General features: G+C 47.4%; 15 protein-coding genes and 1 tRNA gene. 12 read left to right on the forward strand and 4 right to left on the reverse strand.

Annotated elements, in window-relative coordinates:
- The first annotated feature begins 67 nt into the window (after positions 1-67).
- The 9 genes from cutA (at position 68) to lysS (ending at position 12,208) form a co-directional block, all read left to right on the forward strand.
- On the forward strand, positions 68-406 hold the full coding sequence (gene cutA / locus FEK66_RS05010; protein ID WP_064525746.1) for a divalent cation tolerance protein CutA: 339 nt from the start codon (positions 68-70) through the stop codon (positions 404-406).
- Entirely contained in the window at positions 382-2,079 is a 1,698-nt protein-coding gene (dsbD, locus tag FEK66_RS05015) for a protein-disulfide reductase DsbD (protein WP_130259504.1), read from the forward strand. Before cutA ends, dsbD begins: the two co-directional genes overlap by 25 nt.
- Before the next feature lie 35 nt (positions 2,080-2,114).
- Positions 2,115-2,690: a transcriptional regulator gene (locus FEK66_RS05020; protein ID WP_001188520.1), complete on the forward strand. Its 576-nt coding sequence runs from the start codon at positions 2,115-2,117 to the stop codon at positions 2,688-2,690.
- Positions 2,691-2,796: 106 nt separating this feature from the next.
- Positions 2,797-2,872 (forward strand) — tRNA-Phe (locus FEK66_RS05025).
- Positions 2,873-3,474: 602 nt separating this feature from the next.
- Positions 3,475-5,013, forward strand: a complete 1,539-nt coding sequence (cadC, locus tag FEK66_RS05035) for a lysine decarboxylation/transport transcriptional activator CadC (protein WP_135495137.1) — start codon at positions 3,475-3,477, stop codon at positions 5,011-5,013.
- A 362-nt stretch (positions 5,014-5,375) separates the two neighbouring features.
- Entirely contained in the window at positions 5,376-6,710 is a 1,335-nt protein-coding gene (gene cadB / locus FEK66_RS05040) for a cadaverine/lysine antiporter (protein ID WP_130205939.1), read from the forward strand.
- Between the two features lie 79 nt (positions 6,711-6,789).
- Positions 6,790-8,937, forward strand: coding sequence for a lysine decarboxylase CadA (gene cadA, locus FEK66_RS05045; RefSeq protein ID WP_130205937.1), 2,148 nt, complete (start codon positions 6,790-6,792; stop codon positions 8,935-8,937).
- A 58-nt stretch (positions 8,938-8,995) separates the two neighbouring features.
- The gene (dtpC, locus tag FEK66_RS05050) at positions 8,996-10,453 is read left to right on the forward strand and encodes a dipeptide/tripeptide permease DtpC (protein WP_130205935.1); all 1,458 of its coding nucleotides are present in this window, start codon (positions 8,996-8,998) and stop codon (positions 10,451-10,453) included.
- Between the two features lie 237 nt (positions 10,454-10,690).
- Positions 10,691-12,208, forward strand: a complete 1,518-nt coding sequence (lysS, locus tag FEK66_RS05055; protein WP_135495138.1) for a lysine--tRNA ligase — start codon at positions 10,691-10,693, stop codon at positions 12,206-12,208.
- Between the two features lie 118 nt (positions 12,209-12,326).
- Here the strand turns inward: lysS and ghoT are convergent, their stop codons facing one another.
- The 4 genes from ghoT to yjdI all read right to left on the reverse strand — a co-directional run bounded on the left by ghoT (position 12,327) and on the right by yjdI (position 13,555).
- Entirely contained in the window at positions 12,327-12,500 is a 174-nt protein-coding gene (gene ghoT, locus FEK66_RS05060; RefSeq protein ID WP_130205931.1) for a type V toxin-antitoxin system toxin GhoT, read from the reverse strand.
- A 26-nt stretch (positions 12,501-12,526) separates the two neighbouring features.
- A complete protein-coding gene (ghoS, locus tag FEK66_RS05065) occupies positions 12,527-12,823 on the reverse strand; it encodes a type V toxin-antitoxin system endoribonuclease antitoxin GhoS (RefSeq protein WP_130205929.1) in 297 nt (98 codons plus the stop codon).
- Positions 12,824-13,040: 217 nt separating this feature from the next.
- The gene (locus FEK66_RS05070) at positions 13,041-13,313 is read right to left on the reverse strand and encodes a GNAT family N-acetyltransferase (protein ID WP_000405647.1); all 273 of its coding nucleotides are present in this window, start codon (positions 13,311-13,313) and stop codon (positions 13,041-13,043) included.
- Positions 13,314-13,324: 11 nt separating this feature from the next.
- Positions 13,325-13,555 carry a 4Fe-4S mono-cluster protein YjdI gene (gene yjdI / locus FEK66_RS05075; protein WP_130205927.1) on the reverse strand — a complete coding sequence of 77 codons (231 nt, stop codon included), beginning with the start codon at positions 13,553-13,555 and terminating at the stop codon, positions 13,325-13,327.
- Positions 13,556-13,734: 179 nt separating this feature from the next.
- Between yjdI and FEK66_RS05080 the strand changes: the two genes are divergently transcribed.
- The 3 genes from FEK66_RS05080 to dcuB all read left to right on the forward strand — a co-directional run bounded on the left by FEK66_RS05080 (position 13,735) and on the right by dcuB (position 17,979).
- A complete protein-coding gene (locus tag FEK66_RS05080; protein ID WP_135495139.1) occupies positions 13,735-15,366 on the forward strand; it encodes a sensor histidine kinase in 1,632 nt (543 codons plus the stop codon).
- Positions 15,363-16,082 (forward strand): two-component system response regulator DcuR, encoded by a 720-nt coding sequence (gene dcuR, locus FEK66_RS05085; RefSeq protein WP_130205923.1) that lies wholly within the window; start codon positions 15,363-15,365, stop codon positions 16,080-16,082. The genes FEK66_RS05080 and dcuR overlap by 4 nt, the downstream gene beginning before the upstream one ends.
- A gap of 556 nt (positions 16,083-16,638) precedes the next feature.
- Positions 16,639-17,979, forward strand: coding sequence for an anaerobic C4-dicarboxylate transporter DcuB (dcuB, locus tag FEK66_RS05090; RefSeq protein WP_000899528.1), 1,341 nt, complete (start codon positions 16,639-16,641; stop codon positions 17,977-17,979).
- Positions 17,980-18,010: the final 31 nt, after the last annotated feature.

Consider the following 18,010-nt stretch of genomic DNA (forward strand, 5'->3'; position numbering starts at 1 on the left):
CATCCTTTCCCCGTCCGTTGTATAGTGACCTCTCTCTTGCGGTTCCATCTGTTCTTGCGAGGTGTTTATGCTTGATGAAAAAAGTTCGAATACCGCGTCCGTCGTGGTGCTGTGCACCGCGCCGGATGAAGCGACGGCCCAGGAATTAGCTGCCAAAGTGTTGGCGGAAAAACTGGCGGCCTGCGCAACCTTGATTCCTGGCGCTACCTCTCTCTATTACTGGGAAGGTAAACTGGAACAGGAATACGAAGTGCAGATGATTTTAAAAACCACCGTATCTCACCAGCAGGCACTGCTGGAATGCCTGAAGTCTCATCATCCGTATCAAACCCCGGAGCTTCTGGTTTTACCTGTTACACACGGAGACACAGATTACCTCTCATGGCTCAACGCATCTTTACGCTGATCCTGCTACTTTGCAGCACTTCCGTTTTTGCCGGATTATTCGACGCGCCGGGACGCTCACAATTTGTCCCCGCGGATCAAGCCTTTGCTTTTGATTTTCAGCAAAACCAACATGAGCTTAATCTGAGCTGGCAGATCAAAGACGGTTACTATCTTTACCGTAAACAGATCCGCATTACGCCGGAACAAGCGAAAATTGCCGACGTGCAGCTGCCCCAGGGCGTCTGGCATGAAGATGAGTTTTACGGCAAAAGCGAGATTTACCGCGAGCGGCTGACGCTTCCTGTGACCATCAACCAGGCAAGTGCGGGTGCGACATTGACTGTCACCTACCAGGGCTGTGCTGACGCCGGTTTTTGTTATCCGCCAGAAACCAAAACCGTTCCGTTAAGCGAAGTGGTTACTAACAACGCGACGCCACCGTCTGCATCAGTTCCGCAGCAAGAGCAGCCCACCGCGCAATTGCCCTTTTCCGCGCTCTGGGCGTTGTTGATCGGTATTGGTATCGCCTTTACGCCATGCGTGCTGCCAATGTACCCACTGATTTCTGGCATCGTGCTGGGCGGTAAACAGCGGCTCTCCACTGCCAGAGCATTGTTGCTGACCTTTATTTATGTGCAAGGGATGGCGCTGACTTACACGGCACTGGGTCTGGTGGTTGCCGCCGCAGGATTACAGTTCCAGGCAGCGCTACAGCATCCTTACGTACTTATCGGCCTCGCTATTGTCTTTACCTTGCTGGCGATGTCGATGTTTGGCTTGTTTACCCTGCAACTCCCCTCTTCGCTGCAAACGCGCCTCACGCTAATGAGCAATCGCCAACAAGGTGGCTCGCCCGGCGGTGTGTTTGTTATGGGGGCGATTGCCGGGCTGATCTGTTCACCATGCACCACCGCACCGCTTAGCGCGATTCTGTTGTATATCGCCCAAAGCGGGAACATGTGGCTGGGGGGCGGCACGCTTTATCTCTATGCGCTGGGCATGGGCCTGCCGCTGATGCTAATAACCGTCTTTGGTAACCGCCTGCTGCCGAAAAGCGGCCCGTGGATGGAACAGGTCAAAACCGCGTTTGGTTTTGTGATCCTCGCACTTCCGGTCTTCCTGCTGGAGCGAGTAGTTGGTGATGTCTGGGGATTACGCTTGTGGTCGGCGCTGGGTGTCGCGTTCTTTGGCTGGGCCTTTATCACCAGCTTACAGGCCAAACGCGGCTGGATGCGTATTGTGCAAATTATCCTGCTGGCGGCAGCATTGGTTAGCGTGCGCCCACTCCAGGATTGGGCATTTGGCGCGACGCATACCGCGCAAACTCAGGCGCATCTCAACTTTACACAAATCAAAACGGTAGATGAGTTAAATCAGGCACTCGCTGAAGCCAAAGGCAAACCGGTGATGTTAGATCTCTATGCCGACTGGTGCGTCGCCTGTAAAGAGTTTGAGAAATACACCTTCAGCGACCCGCAGGTGCAAAAAGCGTTAGCAGACACGGTCTTACTTCAGGCCAACGTCACTGCCAACGACGCACAAGATGTGGCGCTGTTAAAGCATCTAAATGTCCTTGGCCTACCGACAATTCTCTTTTTTGACGGACAAGGCCAGGAGCATCCACAAGCGCGCGTCACGGGCTTTATGGATGCTGAAACCTTCAGCGCACATTTGCGCGATCGCCAACCGTGAACGACACTTCAGTGGGAAAGACGGAGGAAAATAGCGTGCAACGTGAAGATGTACTGGGAGAAGCCCTGAAATTATTAGAATTACAAGGGATTGCCAACACCACGCTGGAGATGGTTGCTGAACGTGTGGATTATCCACTGGACGAGCTGCGCCGCTTCTGGCCAGACAAAGAGGCGATCCTCTACGATGCCCTGCGCTATCTTAGCCAACAGATAGATGTCTGGCGTCGTCAGCTGATGCTGGACGAAACGCAAACCGCCGAACAAAAGCTGCTGGCACGTTATCAGGCGCTATCGGAGTGCGTTAAAAACAACCGCTATCCGGGCTGTCTGTTTATCGCTGCCTGTACGTTTTATCCCGATCCTGGCCACCCTATTCATCAATTGGCCGATCAGCAAAAAAGCGCGGCCTACGACTTTACCCACGAACTGTTAACCACGCTGGAAGTGGACGATCCGGCGATGGTAGCAAAGCAGATGGAACTGGTGCTGGAAGGTTGTTTAAGCCGAATGCTGGTGAATCGTAGCCAGGCGGATGTCGACACCGCACATCGGCTGGCGGAAGATATCCTGCGCTTCGCTCGCTGCCGCCAGGGTGGCGCACTGACCTGACAGAAACACAGAAAAGAAGCGATTTGCCGCAATCTTAAGCAGTTGAATCGCTTTTACTGAAATTAGGTTGACGAGATGTGCAGATTACGGTTTAATGCGCCCCGTTGCCCGGATAGCTCAGTCGGTAGAGCAGGGGATTGAAAATCCCCGTGTCCTTGGTTCGATTCCGAGTCCGGGCACCAAATTCATATGAACGGACCTCCACGGAGGTCCGTTTTTCGTTTCAGGACGCGACGATTTAACCGTTCTTCCTCCAAATCACTCCCACCAAACTCAACCAAATTCTCCCCACATCACCAGCATTTTGCGGGTATACCCCTGTTTGAGAAAATTTGTCCCTGAGCTATGACACTGACTGACGCGAAATGTCGTGCGGCCCCGTGATGCTGTTGAACGTCAAATGACGTCATCAGGAGCGTAACGCATCCATAAACAGAACGCCGACTGATGAGATTTCCTGGATGCGAACAAAGAGAAATGTATCAGTCCGTTTGATCATGCAAAGACTAACAATCCATTAAAATAGTAAGCGTTCCAGGCAATTTTCCGGGGATTATTTTCTGAACGTTTTCTTTGGCAAAGATAATCAATCTTGGTGGTAAGGCAAATTACTTCTGATTCTCATTAAAGTCATTTCGTAAGGCGATGTAATCAAGAGGTTTACGGGTGGTAAAAATAACGTCTCACATTCACCTGTAATATGTAAACGCATCCATCTATAGATGGTAAAAATAGGTTATGGCAATTATCATTGCACCATTCCCTTTTCGAATGAGTTTTTATTATGCAACAACCTGTAGTTCGCGTTGGCGAGTGGCTTGTTACTCCGTCCATAAACCAAATTAGTCGCAATGGGCGTCAACTTACCCTTGAGCCGAGACTAATCGATCTTCTGGTTTTCTTTGCTCAACACAGTGGCGAAGTACTTAGCAGAGATGAACTTATCGATAATGTCTGGAAGAGAAGTATTGTTACCAATCACGTTGTAACGCAGAGTATCTCAGAACTGCGTAAGTCATTAAAAGATAATGATGAAGATAGTCTTGTCTATATCGCTACTGTTCCAAAGCGCGGTTATAAATTAATGGTGCCAGTTATCTGGTACAGCGAAGAGGAGGGAGAAGAAATAATGCAATCTTCGCCTCCCCCTATACCAGAGGCGATTCCTGACACAGATTCTCCTTCCCACAGTCTTAACATTCAAAACACCGCAACGCCACCTGAACAATCCCCAGTTAAAAGCAAACGATTCACTACCTTTTGGGTATGGTTTTTTTTCCTGTTGTCGTTAGGTATCTGTGTAGCACTGGTGGCGTTTTCCAGTCTTGAAACGCGCCTTCCTATGAGTAAATCGCGTATTTTGCTCAATCCACGCGATATTGACATTAATATGGTGAATAAGAGTTGTAACAGCTGGACTTCCCCGTATCAGCTCTCTTACGCGATAGGCGTGGGTGATTTGGTGGCTACGTCACTTAATACCTTCTCCACTTTTATGGTTCATGACAAAATCAACTACAACATTGATGAACCGAGCAGTTCCGGTAAAACATTATCTATTGCGTTTGTTAATCAGCGCCAATACCGCGCTCAACAGTGCTTTATGTCGGTGAAATTGGTAGACAATGCAGATGGTTCAACCATGCTGGATAAACGTTATGTCATCACTAACGGTAATCAGCTGGCGATTCAAAATGATTTACTGGAGAGTTTGTCAAAAGCGTTAAATCAACCGTGGCCACAACAAATGCAGGAGATGCTCCAACAAATTTTGCCTCATCGTGGTGCGTTATTAACTAATTTTTATCAGGCACATGATTATTTAATGCATGGTGATGATAAATCATTGAACCGTGCCAGTGAGTTATTAGGTGAGATTGTTCAATCATCTCCCGAATTTACCTACGCGAGAGCAGAGAAAGCATTAGTTGATATAGTACGTCATTCTCAGCATCCTTTAGATGAAAAACAATTAGCAGCACTGAACACAGAAATTGATAACATTGCTACACTGCCAGGAATGAATAGTCTGGCCATTCTCTATCAAATAAAAGCGGTCAGTGCTCTGACAAAAGGAAAAACAGACGAATCTTATCAGGCGATAAATACTGGCATTGACCTTGAAATGTCCTGGCTAAATTATGTGTTGCTTGGCAAAGTTTATGAGATGAAGGGGATGAACCGAGAAGCTGCTGATGCATATCTCACCGCCTTTAATTTACGCCCAGGAGCAAACACCCTTTACTGGATTGAAAATGGCATATTCCAGACTTCTGTTTCTTATGTTGTTCCTTATCTCGACAAATTTCTCGCTTCAGAATAAACGAATCCTGGGTTGATTCATTCGTGGGGATTTTTAGCGTTAAACGCTTGTATATTTATTGACATAACATGTTGCAGCAATTTATTTGCTGCATAATTTTTTATTACATAAATTTAACCAGCAACTTTCTCGTAATTCATTGTAAATATTGAATGTTTATCTTTTCATGATATCAACTTGCGATTCTGATCTGTTAATGAAGAGCTAAAATCCTCACTGACATAAACTTTTGTATTATTTCACCTAATCTTTAGGATTAATCTTTTTTTTTGAGTAGTCTTGTCGCCAGTTTGGTCTGGTCAGTAAATAGTTATACATCATGACCCGGACTCCAAATTCTAAAATGAAATTAGGAGAAGAGCATGAGTTCTGCCAAGAAGATTGGGCTATTTGCCTGTACCGGTGTTGTTGCCGGTAATATGATGGGGAGCGGTATTGCATTATTACCTGCGAACCTTGCAAGTATCGGTGGTATTGCTATCTGGGGTTGGATCATTTCTATTATTGGTGCAATGTCGCTGGCTTATGTATATGCCCGACTGGCAACAAAGAACCCGCAACAAGGTGGCCCAATTGCTTATGCTGGAGAAATTTCCCCTGCATTTGGTTTTCAGACAGGTGTTCTTTATTACCATGCTAACTGGATTGGTAACCTGGCGATTGGTATTACCGCTGTATCTTATCTTTCCACCTTCTTCCCAGTATTAAATGATCCTGTTCCGGCGGGTATCGCCTGTATTGCTATCGTCTGGGTATTTACCTTTGTAAATATGCTCGGCGGTACCTGGGTAAGCCGTTTAACCACTATTGGCCTGGTGCTGGTTCTTATTCCTGTGGTTATGACTGCTATTGTTGGCTGGCATTGGTTTGATGCTGCAACTTATGCAGCTAACTGGAATACTGCGGGTACCACTGATGGTCATGCGATCATTAAAAGTATTCTGCTCTGCCTGTGGGCCTTCGTGGGTGTTGAATCCGCAGCTGTAAGTACTGGTATGGTTAAAAACCCGAAACGTACCGTTCCACTGGCAACCATGCTGGGTACTGGTTTAGCAGGTATTGTTTACATTGCTGCGACTCAGGTGCTTTCCGGTATGTATCCGTCTTCTGTAATGGCAGCTTCCGGTGCTCCGTTTGCAATCAGTGCTTCAACTATCCTCGGTAACTGGGCTGCGCCGCTGGTTTCTGCATTCACCGCCTTTGCGTGCCTGACTTCTCTGGGCTCCTGGATGATGCTGGTAGGCCAGGCAGGTGTACGTGCCGCTAACGACGGTAACTTCCCGAAAGTTTATGGTGAAGTCGACAGCAACGGTATTCCGAAAAAAGGTCTGCTGCTGGCTGCAGTGAAAATGACTGCCCTGATGATCCTCATCACTCTGATGAACTCTGCCGGTGGTAAAGCATCTGACCTGTTCGGTGAACTGACCGGTATCGCAGTACTGCTGACTATGCTGCCGTACTTCTACTCTTGCGTTGACCTGATTCGTTTTGAAGGCGTTAACATCCGCAACTTTGTCAGCCTGATCTGCTCTGTACTGGGTTGCGTGTTCTGCTTCATCGCTCTGATGGGCGCAAGCTCCTTCGAGCTGGCAGGTACCTTCATCGTCAGCCTGATTATCCTGATGTTCTACGCTCGCAAAATGCATGAGCGCCAGAGCCACTCAATGGATAACCACACAGCATCTAACGCACATTAATTAAAAGTATTTTCCGAGGCTCCTCCTTTCATTTTGTCCCATGTGTTGGGAGGGGCCTTTTTTACCTGGAGATATGACTATGAACGTTATTGCAATATTGAATCACATGGGGGTTTATTTTAAAGAAGAACCCATCCGTGAACTTCATCGCGCGCTTGAACGTCTGAACTTCCAGATTGTTTACCCGAACGACCGTGACGACTTATTAAAACTGATCGAAAACAATGCGCGTCTGTGCGGTGTTATTTTTGACTGGGATAAATATAATCTCGAGTTGTGCGAAGAAATTAGCAAAATGAACGAGAACCTGCCGTTGTACGCGTTCGCTAATACATATTCCACACTCGATGTAAGCCTGAACGATCTGCGTTTACAGATTAGCTTCTTTGAATATGCGCTGGGTGCTGCTGATGATATTGCTAACAAGATCAAGCAGACCACTGACGAATATATCAACACTATTCTGCCTCCGCTGACCAAAGCGCTGTTTAAATATGTTCGTGAAGGTAAATATACTTTCTGTACTCCTGGTCACATGGGCGGTACTGCATTCCAGAAAAGCCCGGTAGGTAGCCTGTTCTATGATTTCTTTGGTCCGAACACCATGAAATCTGATATTTCCATTTCAGTATCTGAACTGGGTTCCCTGCTGGATCACAGCGGTCCACACAAAGAAGCAGAACAGTATATCGCTCGCGTCTTTAACGCAGAGCGCAGCTACATGGTGACCAACGGTACTTCCACTGCGAACAAAATTGTTGGTATGTACTCTGCTCCGGCAGGCAGCACCATTCTGATTGACCGTAACTGCCACAAATCGCTGACCCACCTGATGATGATGAGCGATGTTACGCCAATCTATTTCCGCCCGACCCGTAACGCTTACGGTATTCTTGGCGGTATCCCACAGAGTGAATTCCAGCACGCTACCATTGCTAAGCGCGTGAAAGAAACACCAAACGCGACCTGGCCGGTACATGCCGTAATTACTAACTCTACCTATGATGGTCTGCTGTACAACACCGACTTCATCAAGAAAACGCTGGATGTGAAATCCATCCACTTTGACTCCGCGTGGGTGCCTTACACCAACTTCTCACCGATTTACGAAGGTAAATGCGGTATGAGCGGTGGCCGTGTCGAAGGGAAAGTGATTTACGAAACCCAGTCCACTCACAAACTGCTGGCGGCGTTCTCTCAGGCTTCCATGATCCACGTTAAAGGTGATGTAAACGAAGAAACCTTTAACGAAGCCTACATGATGCACACCACCACTTCTCCGCACTACGGTATCGTGGCGTCCACTGAAACCGCTGCGGCGATGATGAAAGGTAATGCCGGTAAACGCCTGATCGACGGTTCCATTGAACGTGCGATCAAGTTCCGTAAAGAGATCAAACGTCTGAGAACGGAATCTGATGGCTGGTTCTTTGATGTATGGCAGCCGGATCATATCGATACTACTGAATGCTGGCCGCTGCGTTCTGACAGCACCTGGCACGGCTTCAAAAACATCGATAACGAGCACATGTATCTTGACCCGATCAAAGTCACTCTGCTGACTCCGGGGATGGAAAAAGACGGCACCATGAGCGACTTTGGTATTCCGGCCAGCATCGTGGCGAAATACCTCGACGAACATGGCATCGTTGTTGAGAAGACCGGTCCGTATAACCTGCTGTTCCTGTTCAGCATCGGTATTGATAAGACCAAAGCACTGAGCCTGCTGCGTGCTCTGACTGACTTCAAACGTGCGTTCGACCTGAACCTGCGTGTGAAAAACATGCTGCCGTCTCTGTATCGTGAAGATCCTGAATTCTATGAAAACATGCGTATTCAGGAACTGGCTCAGAATATCCACAAACTGATTGTTCACCACAATCTGCCGGATCTGATGTATCGCGCATTTGAAGTGCTGCCGACAATGGTAATGACTCCGTATGCTGCGTTCCAGAAAGAGCTGCACGGTATGACCGAAGAAGTTTACCTCGACGAAATGGTAGGTCGTATTAACGCCAATATGATCCTTCCGTATCCGCCGGGAGTTCCTCTGGTAATGCCGGGTGAAATGATCACCGAAGAAAGCCGTCCGGTTCTGGAGTTCCTGCAGATGCTGTGTGAAATCGGCGCTCACTATCCGGGCTTTGAAACCGATATTCACGGTGCATACCGTCAGGCTGATGGCCGCTATACCGTTAAGGTATTGAAAGAAGAAAGCAAAAAATAATTAGCTAGTACAAGGGAAGTGGCTTGCCACTTCCCTTTTTTGCTCATAAGGAGAACACATGAAAACACCCTCACAGCCGCGCGCGATATACTATATCGTGGCGATCCAGATCTGGGAGTACTTCAGTTTTTACGGCATGCGTGCCTTACTCATTCTCTATCTCACCCATCAGCTTGGTTTTGATGATAACCATGCCATCAGCCTGTTCAGCGCATACGCTTCTTTGGTTTACGTTACCCCTATTCTCGGCGGCTGGCTTGCCGACCGCCTGCTCGGCAACCGCACTGCGGTAATTGCCGGCGCGCTGTTAATGACCCTTGGCCATGTGGTGCTGGGCATTGATACAAATTCAACCTTTAGCCTGTATCTGGCGCTGGCAATCATTATTTGTGGCTACGGTTTATTCAAATCAAACATCAGCTGTTTGCTTGGCGAGCTCTACGACGAGAACGATCATCGACGTGATGGCGGTTTTTCGCTGCTGTATGCTGCGGGCAATATCGGTTCTATCGCAGCCCCCATCGCCTGCGGCCTGGCTGCTCAGTGGTATGGATGGCATGTTGGCTTTGCCCTTGCGGGTGGCGGCATGTTTATCGGTTTGTTGATTTTCTTAAGCGGTCATCGTCATTTCCAGTCCACGCGTAGTATGGATAAAAAAGCGCTCACTCGCGTGAAATTTGCCTTACCGGTATGGAGCTGGTTAGTGGTGATGCTCTGTTTAGCCCCAGTATTTTTTACCCTGCTGCTGGAGAACGACTGGTCCGGATATTTGCTGGCGATTGTTTGCCTTATTGCTGCACAAATCATTGCCCGCATGATGATCAAATTCCCCGAACACCGCCGTGCTCTTTGGCAAATTGTATTGTTGATGTTTGTCGGGACGTTGTTCTGGGTACTGGCACAACAGGGCGGCAGTACCATCAGCTTGTTTATCGATCGCTTTGTGAATCGTCAGGCATTCAATATTGAAGTACCTACCGCGCTATTCCAGTCAGTGAATGCAATTGCGGTGATGCTCGCTGGAGTTGTACTTGCCTGGCTGGCGTCGCCAGAAAGCCACGGCAACTCAACATTGCGCGTCTGGCTGAAGTTTGCCTTTGGCTTACTGCTGATGGCTTGTGGCTTTATGTTGCTGGCATTTGATGCCCGACATGCAGCGGCTGGCGGTCAAGCGTCAATGGGTGTGATGATATCCGGGCTGGCGCTAATGGGCTTTGCCGAACTCTTTATTGACCCGGTGGCGATTGCGCAAATCACGCGTCTGAAAATGTCTGGCGTATTAACCGGTATTTATATGCTGGCAACAGGCGCGGTCGCCAACTGGCTGGCAGGCGTAGTGGCACAACAGACGACAGAGTCGCAAATTAGCGGTATGGCAATTGCAGCTTACCAGCGATTCTTTTCCCAGATGGGAGAGTGGACGTTGGCTTGTGTCGCGATCATCGTGGCATTGGCCTTTGCTACCCGATTTCTGTTTAGCACTCCGACGAATATGATACAGGAAAGCAACGATTAACTTCCGTAAAAACAATTAGTTATGAATCAATTTACTTTCAGTTAATCACACTAGCAAATCCCAGATTAATAAGATATTTAAACCATTTTTATGGTTATTTATTAGTGATATCAACTTGAGGTAAGCGTTGGTTTAGATAAGATGAACTGAGTTACTAATAGTCGAGGCAGATAATACAGTGTACCGATCTGTCTCTTTATCTACGCTAAATTGAAAGCTGGATTAAGAGGAACCAAAATGTCTGAACAAGAAACACAGGGAGCCAATGAGGCTATTGATTTTAACGATGAAATGAGAAATCGTCGCGAAAAACTGGCAGCGCTGCGTCAGCAAGGCGTGGCGTTTCCCAATGATTTTCGCCGCGACCATACTTCTGACCAGTTGCACGAAGAGTATGATGCGAAGGATAACCAGGAACTGGAATCCTTAAACATTGAAGTCTCGATTGCTGGCCGAATGATGACCCGTCGAATCATGGGGAAAGCCTCCTTTGTAACATTGCAGGATGTCGGTGGCCGTATTCAACTGTACGTTGCACGAGATAGCCTGCCAGAAGGTGTTTATAACGATCAGTTTAAAAAATGGGACCTGGGTGACATTATCGGTGCCCGCGGTACGCTGTTTAAGACGCAAACTGGTGAGCTTTCCATTCACTGTACTGAGTTACGCCTGCTGACTAAAGCACTACGTCCTTTACCAGATAAATTCCATGGTCTGCAGGATCAGGAAGTCCGTTATCGTCAACGTTATCTGGACCTCATCGCTAACGATAAATCCCGTCAAACGTTTGTTGTCCGTTCAAAAATTCTGGCCGCTATCCGCCAGTTCATGGTCGCACGCGGCTTTATGGAAGTAGAAACCCCGATGATGCAGGTAATTCCAGGTGGGGCATCTGCTCGCCCGTTTATTACCCATCATAATGCTCTGGATTTAGATATGTATCTGCGTATCGCGCCGGAGCTGTATCTGAAACGTCTGGTTGTAGGTGGTTTTGAACGGGTATTCGAAATCAACCGTAACTTCCGTAATGAAGGTATTTCTGTTCGTCATAATCCTGAGTTCACGATGATGGAACTCTACATGGCGTATGCGGATTACCACGATTTGATTGAACTGACAGAGTCACTGTTCCGCACCCTGGCACAAGAGGTACTGGGTACCACTAAAGTCACTTATGGCGAGCATGTGTTTGATTTCGGCAAACCGTTTGAAAAACTCACCATGCGTGAAGCAATCAAAAAATATCGTCCAGAAACCGATATGGCCGACCTGGATAATTTTGATGCCGCTAAAGCATTAGCTGAATCTATCGGTATTACAGTAGAGAAAAGCTGGGGGCTGGGACGTATTGTCACCGAAATCTTTGATGAAGTTGCAGAAGCACATCTGATTCAGCCAACCTTTATTACTGAGTATCCGGCAGAAGTGTCACCGCTGGCGCGCCGTAATGATGTTAACCCGGAAATCACCGACCGTTTTGAATTCTTCATCGGTGGTCGTGAAATCGGTAATGGTTTTAGCGAATTAAACGACGCAGAAGATCAGGCTGAACGTTTCCAGGAACAGGTTAACGCCAAAGCTGCAGGTGACGACGAAGCGATGTTCTACGACGAAGATTACGTGACTGCGTTGGAATATGGTCTGCCGCCAACCGCAGGTCTGGGAATTGGTATCGACCGAATGATTATGCTGTTTACTAACAGTCATACTATTCGCGACGTTATTCTCTTCCCGGCGATGCGTCCACAGAAATAAGTTTCACTTTAATGAACGAAGCAGCCAGGCGACTGCTTCGTTCGTCGTTCCGCAAATCAAGTTTTGAGGAGAGACGCTTCGTTTCAAGATAACCAGCGGATCCACTCAACCACAGCTCCTAAAAGAGAGAAAAAAGTAATGCCACAGGCAGACTCATTGGCCAGGTTATTCCTACCAGGAATGCACTAAGTAAACGAATATGTGTTTTCTCATGTGAGATAAACCAGATAATGACAAAGGATATGTTCACACCAATCACATAAAAAATTAATATTTTATAGAATAGTGTCATTTTGAATATCTTCTTATCCCTTCCATCTATTTGTAAAACTGACGGAAATAGTCATCAACTATCATAATGTTGAGGTCAAAATCAATATCTGGCAAGTCTAAGCATTTGATCCTGATTAAATCTTCAATTTCACTTGCGGCTAATGATGTCGTTATTGCGAAAGAATTCTCATTCAATTGTCGTGGTATTCCATATTCATCAGCCACTATAGAGGAGAAGTTCATATCATGCATCAATGATCTTAACCTTAAGAAAACTGAGGAATAAGATGATGGATAATCAAAAGAAACGACATAAGTATTGAACTTTTTTTTACCTTCCATAATAAGACTCCTATCAATATTAAATGCCCTGGGGATGCAAAGTTTATTAACCCCGATTGATGATTCTCATATAGGAGATATTCTTTTTTTTTTGCTCACTAAAGGGGATGACTTGGGACAAGAAAACGCTCTCTCTGACCATTCTTTGTGCATCCCCCGACCCTTCAGATACTCCCCTGCATCGCATTACGCAGAGCATGAAAAATATCGTTACTCATCAACTGCGAATATCATCATACTCACGCGTTTTATCAAATTCGTGTTTCGCAAATGGGCACAGTGGGATAATTTTTCGTTTTTCCCGGCGCATTTTTTCCACGACTTTCGCAACCAACTGTTTACCAATCCCTTGCCCTTTCAGGCTTTCATCAACATCGGTATGTTCGATAATCGCTAAATTCTCTCCAGTCGGCACAAAGACAATTTCAGCGATTTGCTTACCCTGTTCGTCATTGATGTAAAATTTATTGTGACCTTCACGTATTTCCATTTTTCCCTCGCTTATTTATGACGGTATTTCAGTGCGCCGCTCGGGCACGTATCAATCACTTTCACTACAGTGGCGACGTCCACTTCATCCGGCATGATCCACGGCTTACGTTTGAGATTAAATAACTTGCCGTTGCCACGTACGCAATTGCCAGAATGCTGACATATTGCAGTGTTGAAATAGACATCGATCTTTTCGCCGGTATAGCAGCGATAACCACCGTCCAGTAGATCCTGATCCATGACCTTCCCTCTCTCATCAGTATGGTTTTCGCAATAAGCATAGCCCGGAATCTTCATACAGCACCGGCAGTTTCAGTTTCCAGAGTCTCTCCCCCTATATAGCCAATTATTCTTACTCCCTTTGAATTATCTGCCTCATCAGAGATAATGCTTAAGAAATTTGTCACACAAGGAAGCTGATGAGACATCCATTGCCCTACCGCAAGTTACGCAAACGTCCGATGAAATTGAGTACCACAGTGATCTTAATGGTCAGCGCGGTGCTGTTCTCGGTGCTGTTCTCGGTGCATCTGATTTACTTCTCGCAAATCAGTAATATGGCGCGTGACGGACTGGCCAACAAGGCGCTGGCGGTAGCGCGTACCCTTGCCGATTCGCCGGAAATCCGTCAGGGCTTGCAGAAAAAACCGCAGGAGAGGGGGATCCAGGCCATCGCGGAAGCCGTGCGCAAACGTAACGATCTGCTATTTATTGTCGTTACCGATATGCAAAGTCTTCGCTACTCGCATCCTGAAGCCCAGCGTATTGGTCAGCCATTTAAAGGTGATGACATCCTTAAAGCGCTGAATGGCGAAGAAAATGTCGCTATCAATCGCGGTTTTCTGGCGCAGGCTTTACGCATATTTACCCCCATCTATGATGAGAATAATAAACAGATTGGCGTGGTGGCGATCGGCCTTGAATTAAGCCGCGTGGCCCAACAAATCAATGACAGTCGCTGGAGCATTATCTGGTCGGTGTTATTTGGCATGCTGGTCGGCCTCATCGGCACCTGCATTCTGGTTAAGGTGCTGAAAAAAATCCTTTTCGGCCTGGAACCCTACGAAATATCCACACTGTTTGAGCAACGCCAGGCCATGTTGCAGTCTATCAAAGAAGGCGTCGTTGCCGTGGACGATCGCGGCGAAGTCACGCTGATCAACGATGCCGCACAAGAATTGCTGAATTACCGTAAGTCGCAGGACGATGAGAAACTGTCGACGCTAAGCCACTCGTGGTCACAGGTAGTAGATGTCTCGGAAGTGTTACGCGACGGTACGCCGCGCCGCGACGAAGAGATTACCGTCAAAGATCGGCTATTACTGATCAACACCGTTCCGGTGCGCAGTAATGGCGTTATCATCGGTGCCATTTCAACCTTCAGGGATAAAACTGAAGTACGTAAACTGATGCAGCGACTGGATGGTCTGGTCAACTATGCTGACGCACTTCGTGAACGATCCCACGAATTTATGAATAAATTGCACGTGATTCTCGGATTATTGCATCTGAAGAGTTATAAGCAGTTGGAAGATTACATTCTCAAAACAGCCAATAACTATCAGGAAGAGATTGGCTCTCTGTTGGGCAAGATCAAATCGCCGGTTATCGCTGGTTTTTTAATCAGCAAGATTAACCGCGCGACCGATTTAGGCCATACGCTGATTTTAAACAGCGAAAGCCAGTTGCCCGACAGCGGCAGTGAAGACCAGGTCGCGACGCTGATTACCACGTTGGGAAATCTGATAGAAAACGCGCTGGAGGCATTAGGGCCGGAAGCTGGAGGCGAAATTAGCGTAACATTGCACTACCGTCACGGCTGGCTGCACTGTGAAGTTAACGATGATGGACCGGGGATCGCACCCGACAAAATCGATCACATTTTTGACAAAGGTGTCTCGACAAAAGGAAGCGAACGAGGCGTCGGTTTAGCTCTTGTCAAACAACAGGTAGAAAATCTCGACGGCAGTATCGCCGTAGAATCGGAACCCGGGATTTTCACACAATTTTTTGTCCAGATACCCTGGGACGGGGAGAAGTCGAGCAAATGATCAATGTATTAATTATCGATGACGACGCAATGGTGGCGGAGCTGAATCGCCGATACGTGGCGCAGATCCCGGGCTTTCAATGCTGCGGAACGGCCTCGACACTGGAAAAAGCCAAAGAGATAATTTTCAACAGCGACACGTCTATTGACCTGATATTGCTCGATATCTATATGCAGAAGGAGAACGGGCTCGATTTACTTCCGGTACTGCATAACGCTCGCTGCAAAAGCGATGTGATAGTCATCTCTTCCGCCGCCGATGCCGCGACGATTAAAGATTCGCTGCATTACGGCGTTGTTGATTACCTGATAAAACCCTTCCAGGCATCACGCTTTGAAGAGGCACTCACCGGCTGGCGACAAAAGAAAATGGCGCTGGAAAAACATCAGTATTATGACCAGGCCGAGCTGGATCAGCTAATCCACGGCAGCAGCGCCAACGAGCAGGATCCTCGTCGCTTGCCAAAAGGCTTAACGCCGCAGACGTTACGCACGCTGTGCCAGTGGATTGACGCGCATCAGGACTATGAGTTTTCAACCGACGAGTTGGCCAACGAGGTGAACATCTCGCGCGTTTCCTGCCGCAAGTACCTGATCTGGCTGGTCAACTGCCACATCTTATTTACCAGCATCCATTATGGCGTCACGGGTCGTCCGGTTTACCGTTACCGTATTCAAGCGGAACATTACTCATTGCTGAAACAATATTGCCAATAACGCACCATTGGTTATCCGCAAGTAACAATTATTGCAGTAATGCAAAAGAGCACTGGCACAAGTTACATCGTCCATCAGTAAAACTTGTGCCAGATCAAATATAATTATCCCCTTCTCATTTCATCGATTTAATATTCTTTAGGATAAATAGTGTTTTTAATTTCAAAACGCTAACAAAAGTTAATTAACTATTATGTCACCCGCATTATGTGTATTTTTACCCATAAATGGGTAGATCAGAATAATCTATAACCGTCATTAGAACAAAAAATACACCAATAAATATCAATAAGATAGTAGAAAACAAACTATTAACATCTGCGCAGCACAAACTATAACCCCATCGCCAGAGAGTATTTTTCTCTGAAAAAGTCGCTTATCACAGTGTATTAATTTATTGCTGCCTGAATCAGCCAATATTCACTGTGAAGTAATTACTCAGGCCAGTAACGACCAAAAGGATATTAGTCAGGCTCTGAAAAAAGTTCATACAAACAGAACGAGACTGCGTTCTATTCAGTAGAAATTTAAATGGGATTATCGCGAGGGTTCACAAATGTTATTTACTATCCAACTTATCATAATATTGATATGTCTGTTCTATGGCGCCAGAAAGGGCGGTATCGCGCTAGGTCTATTAGGCGGTATCGGCCTCGTCATTCTGGTATTCGTCTTCCATCTTCAGCCAGGTAAACCACCGGTTGATGTTATGCTGGTTATCATCGCGGTGGTGGCGGCATCGGCCACGTTGCAAGCCTCGGGCGGCCTTGACGTCATGCTGCAAATTGCCGAGAAACTGCTGCGCCGCAATCCGAAATATGTCTCCATTGTCGCGCCGTTTGTTACCTGTACGCTGACCATTCTTTGCGGTACAGGTCACGTGGTTTACACCATCCTGCCAATCATCTACGACGTGGCAATTAAGAACAATATCCGTCCGGAACGTCCGATGGCGGCAAGTTCTATCGGTGCACAGATGGGGATTATCGCCAGTCCGGTGTCGGTTGCGGTAGTGTCTCTGGTCGCGATGCTGGGTAACGTTACCTTTGATGGTCGTCACCTTGAGTTCCTCGACCTGCTGGCAATCACCATTCCATCGACGTTACTCGGTATCCTGGCGATCGGTATTTTCAGTTGGTTCCGCGGTAAAGATCTGGATAAAGACGAAGAGTTCCAGAAATTCATCTCCGTACCGGAAAACCGTGAGTACGTTTACGGTGACACCGCGACGCTGCTGGATAAAAAACTGCCGAAAAGCAACTGGCTGGCAATGTGGATCTTCCTCGGGGCAATTGCCGTGGTCGCACTCCTCGGTGCTGATTCGGACCTGCGTCCGTCCTTCGGCGGCAAACCGCTGTCGATGGTCTTGGTTATTCAGATGTTTATGCTGCTGACCGGGGCGCTGATTATTATCCTGACCAAAACCAATCCCGCGTCTATCTCAAAAAACGAAGTATTCCGTTCCGGTATGATCGCCATCGTGGCGGTGTACGGTATCGCATGGATGGCAGAAACCATGTTCGGTGCGCATATGTCTGAAATTCAGGGCGTACTGGGCGAAATGGTGAAAGAGTATCCGTGGGCCTATGCCATTGTTCTGCTGCTGGTTTCCAAGTTTGTAAACTCCCAGGCCGCGGCGCTGGCGGCGATTGTTCCTGTCGCACTGGCGATTGGCGTTGACCCGGCTTACATCGTGGCTTCAGCACCGGCTTGCTACGGTTATTATATCCTGCCGACCTATCCGAGCGATCTGGCAGCGATTCAGTTTGACCGTTCCGGCACCACCCACATCGGTCGCTTCGTCATCAACCACAGCTTTATTCTGCCAGGGTTGATTGGCGTGAGCGTATCTTGCGTCTTTGGCTGGATCTTCGCCGCGATGTACGGGTTCTTATAAATGCACTTTGCGTGCCGCCCGTCGCTGTGCG

The sequence above is a fragment of the Escherichia sp. E1130 genome (genome assembly GCF_005781065.1).
In the GTDB taxonomy this organism is placed as follows: Bacteria; Pseudomonadota; Gammaproteobacteria; order Enterobacterales; family Enterobacteriaceae; genus Escherichia.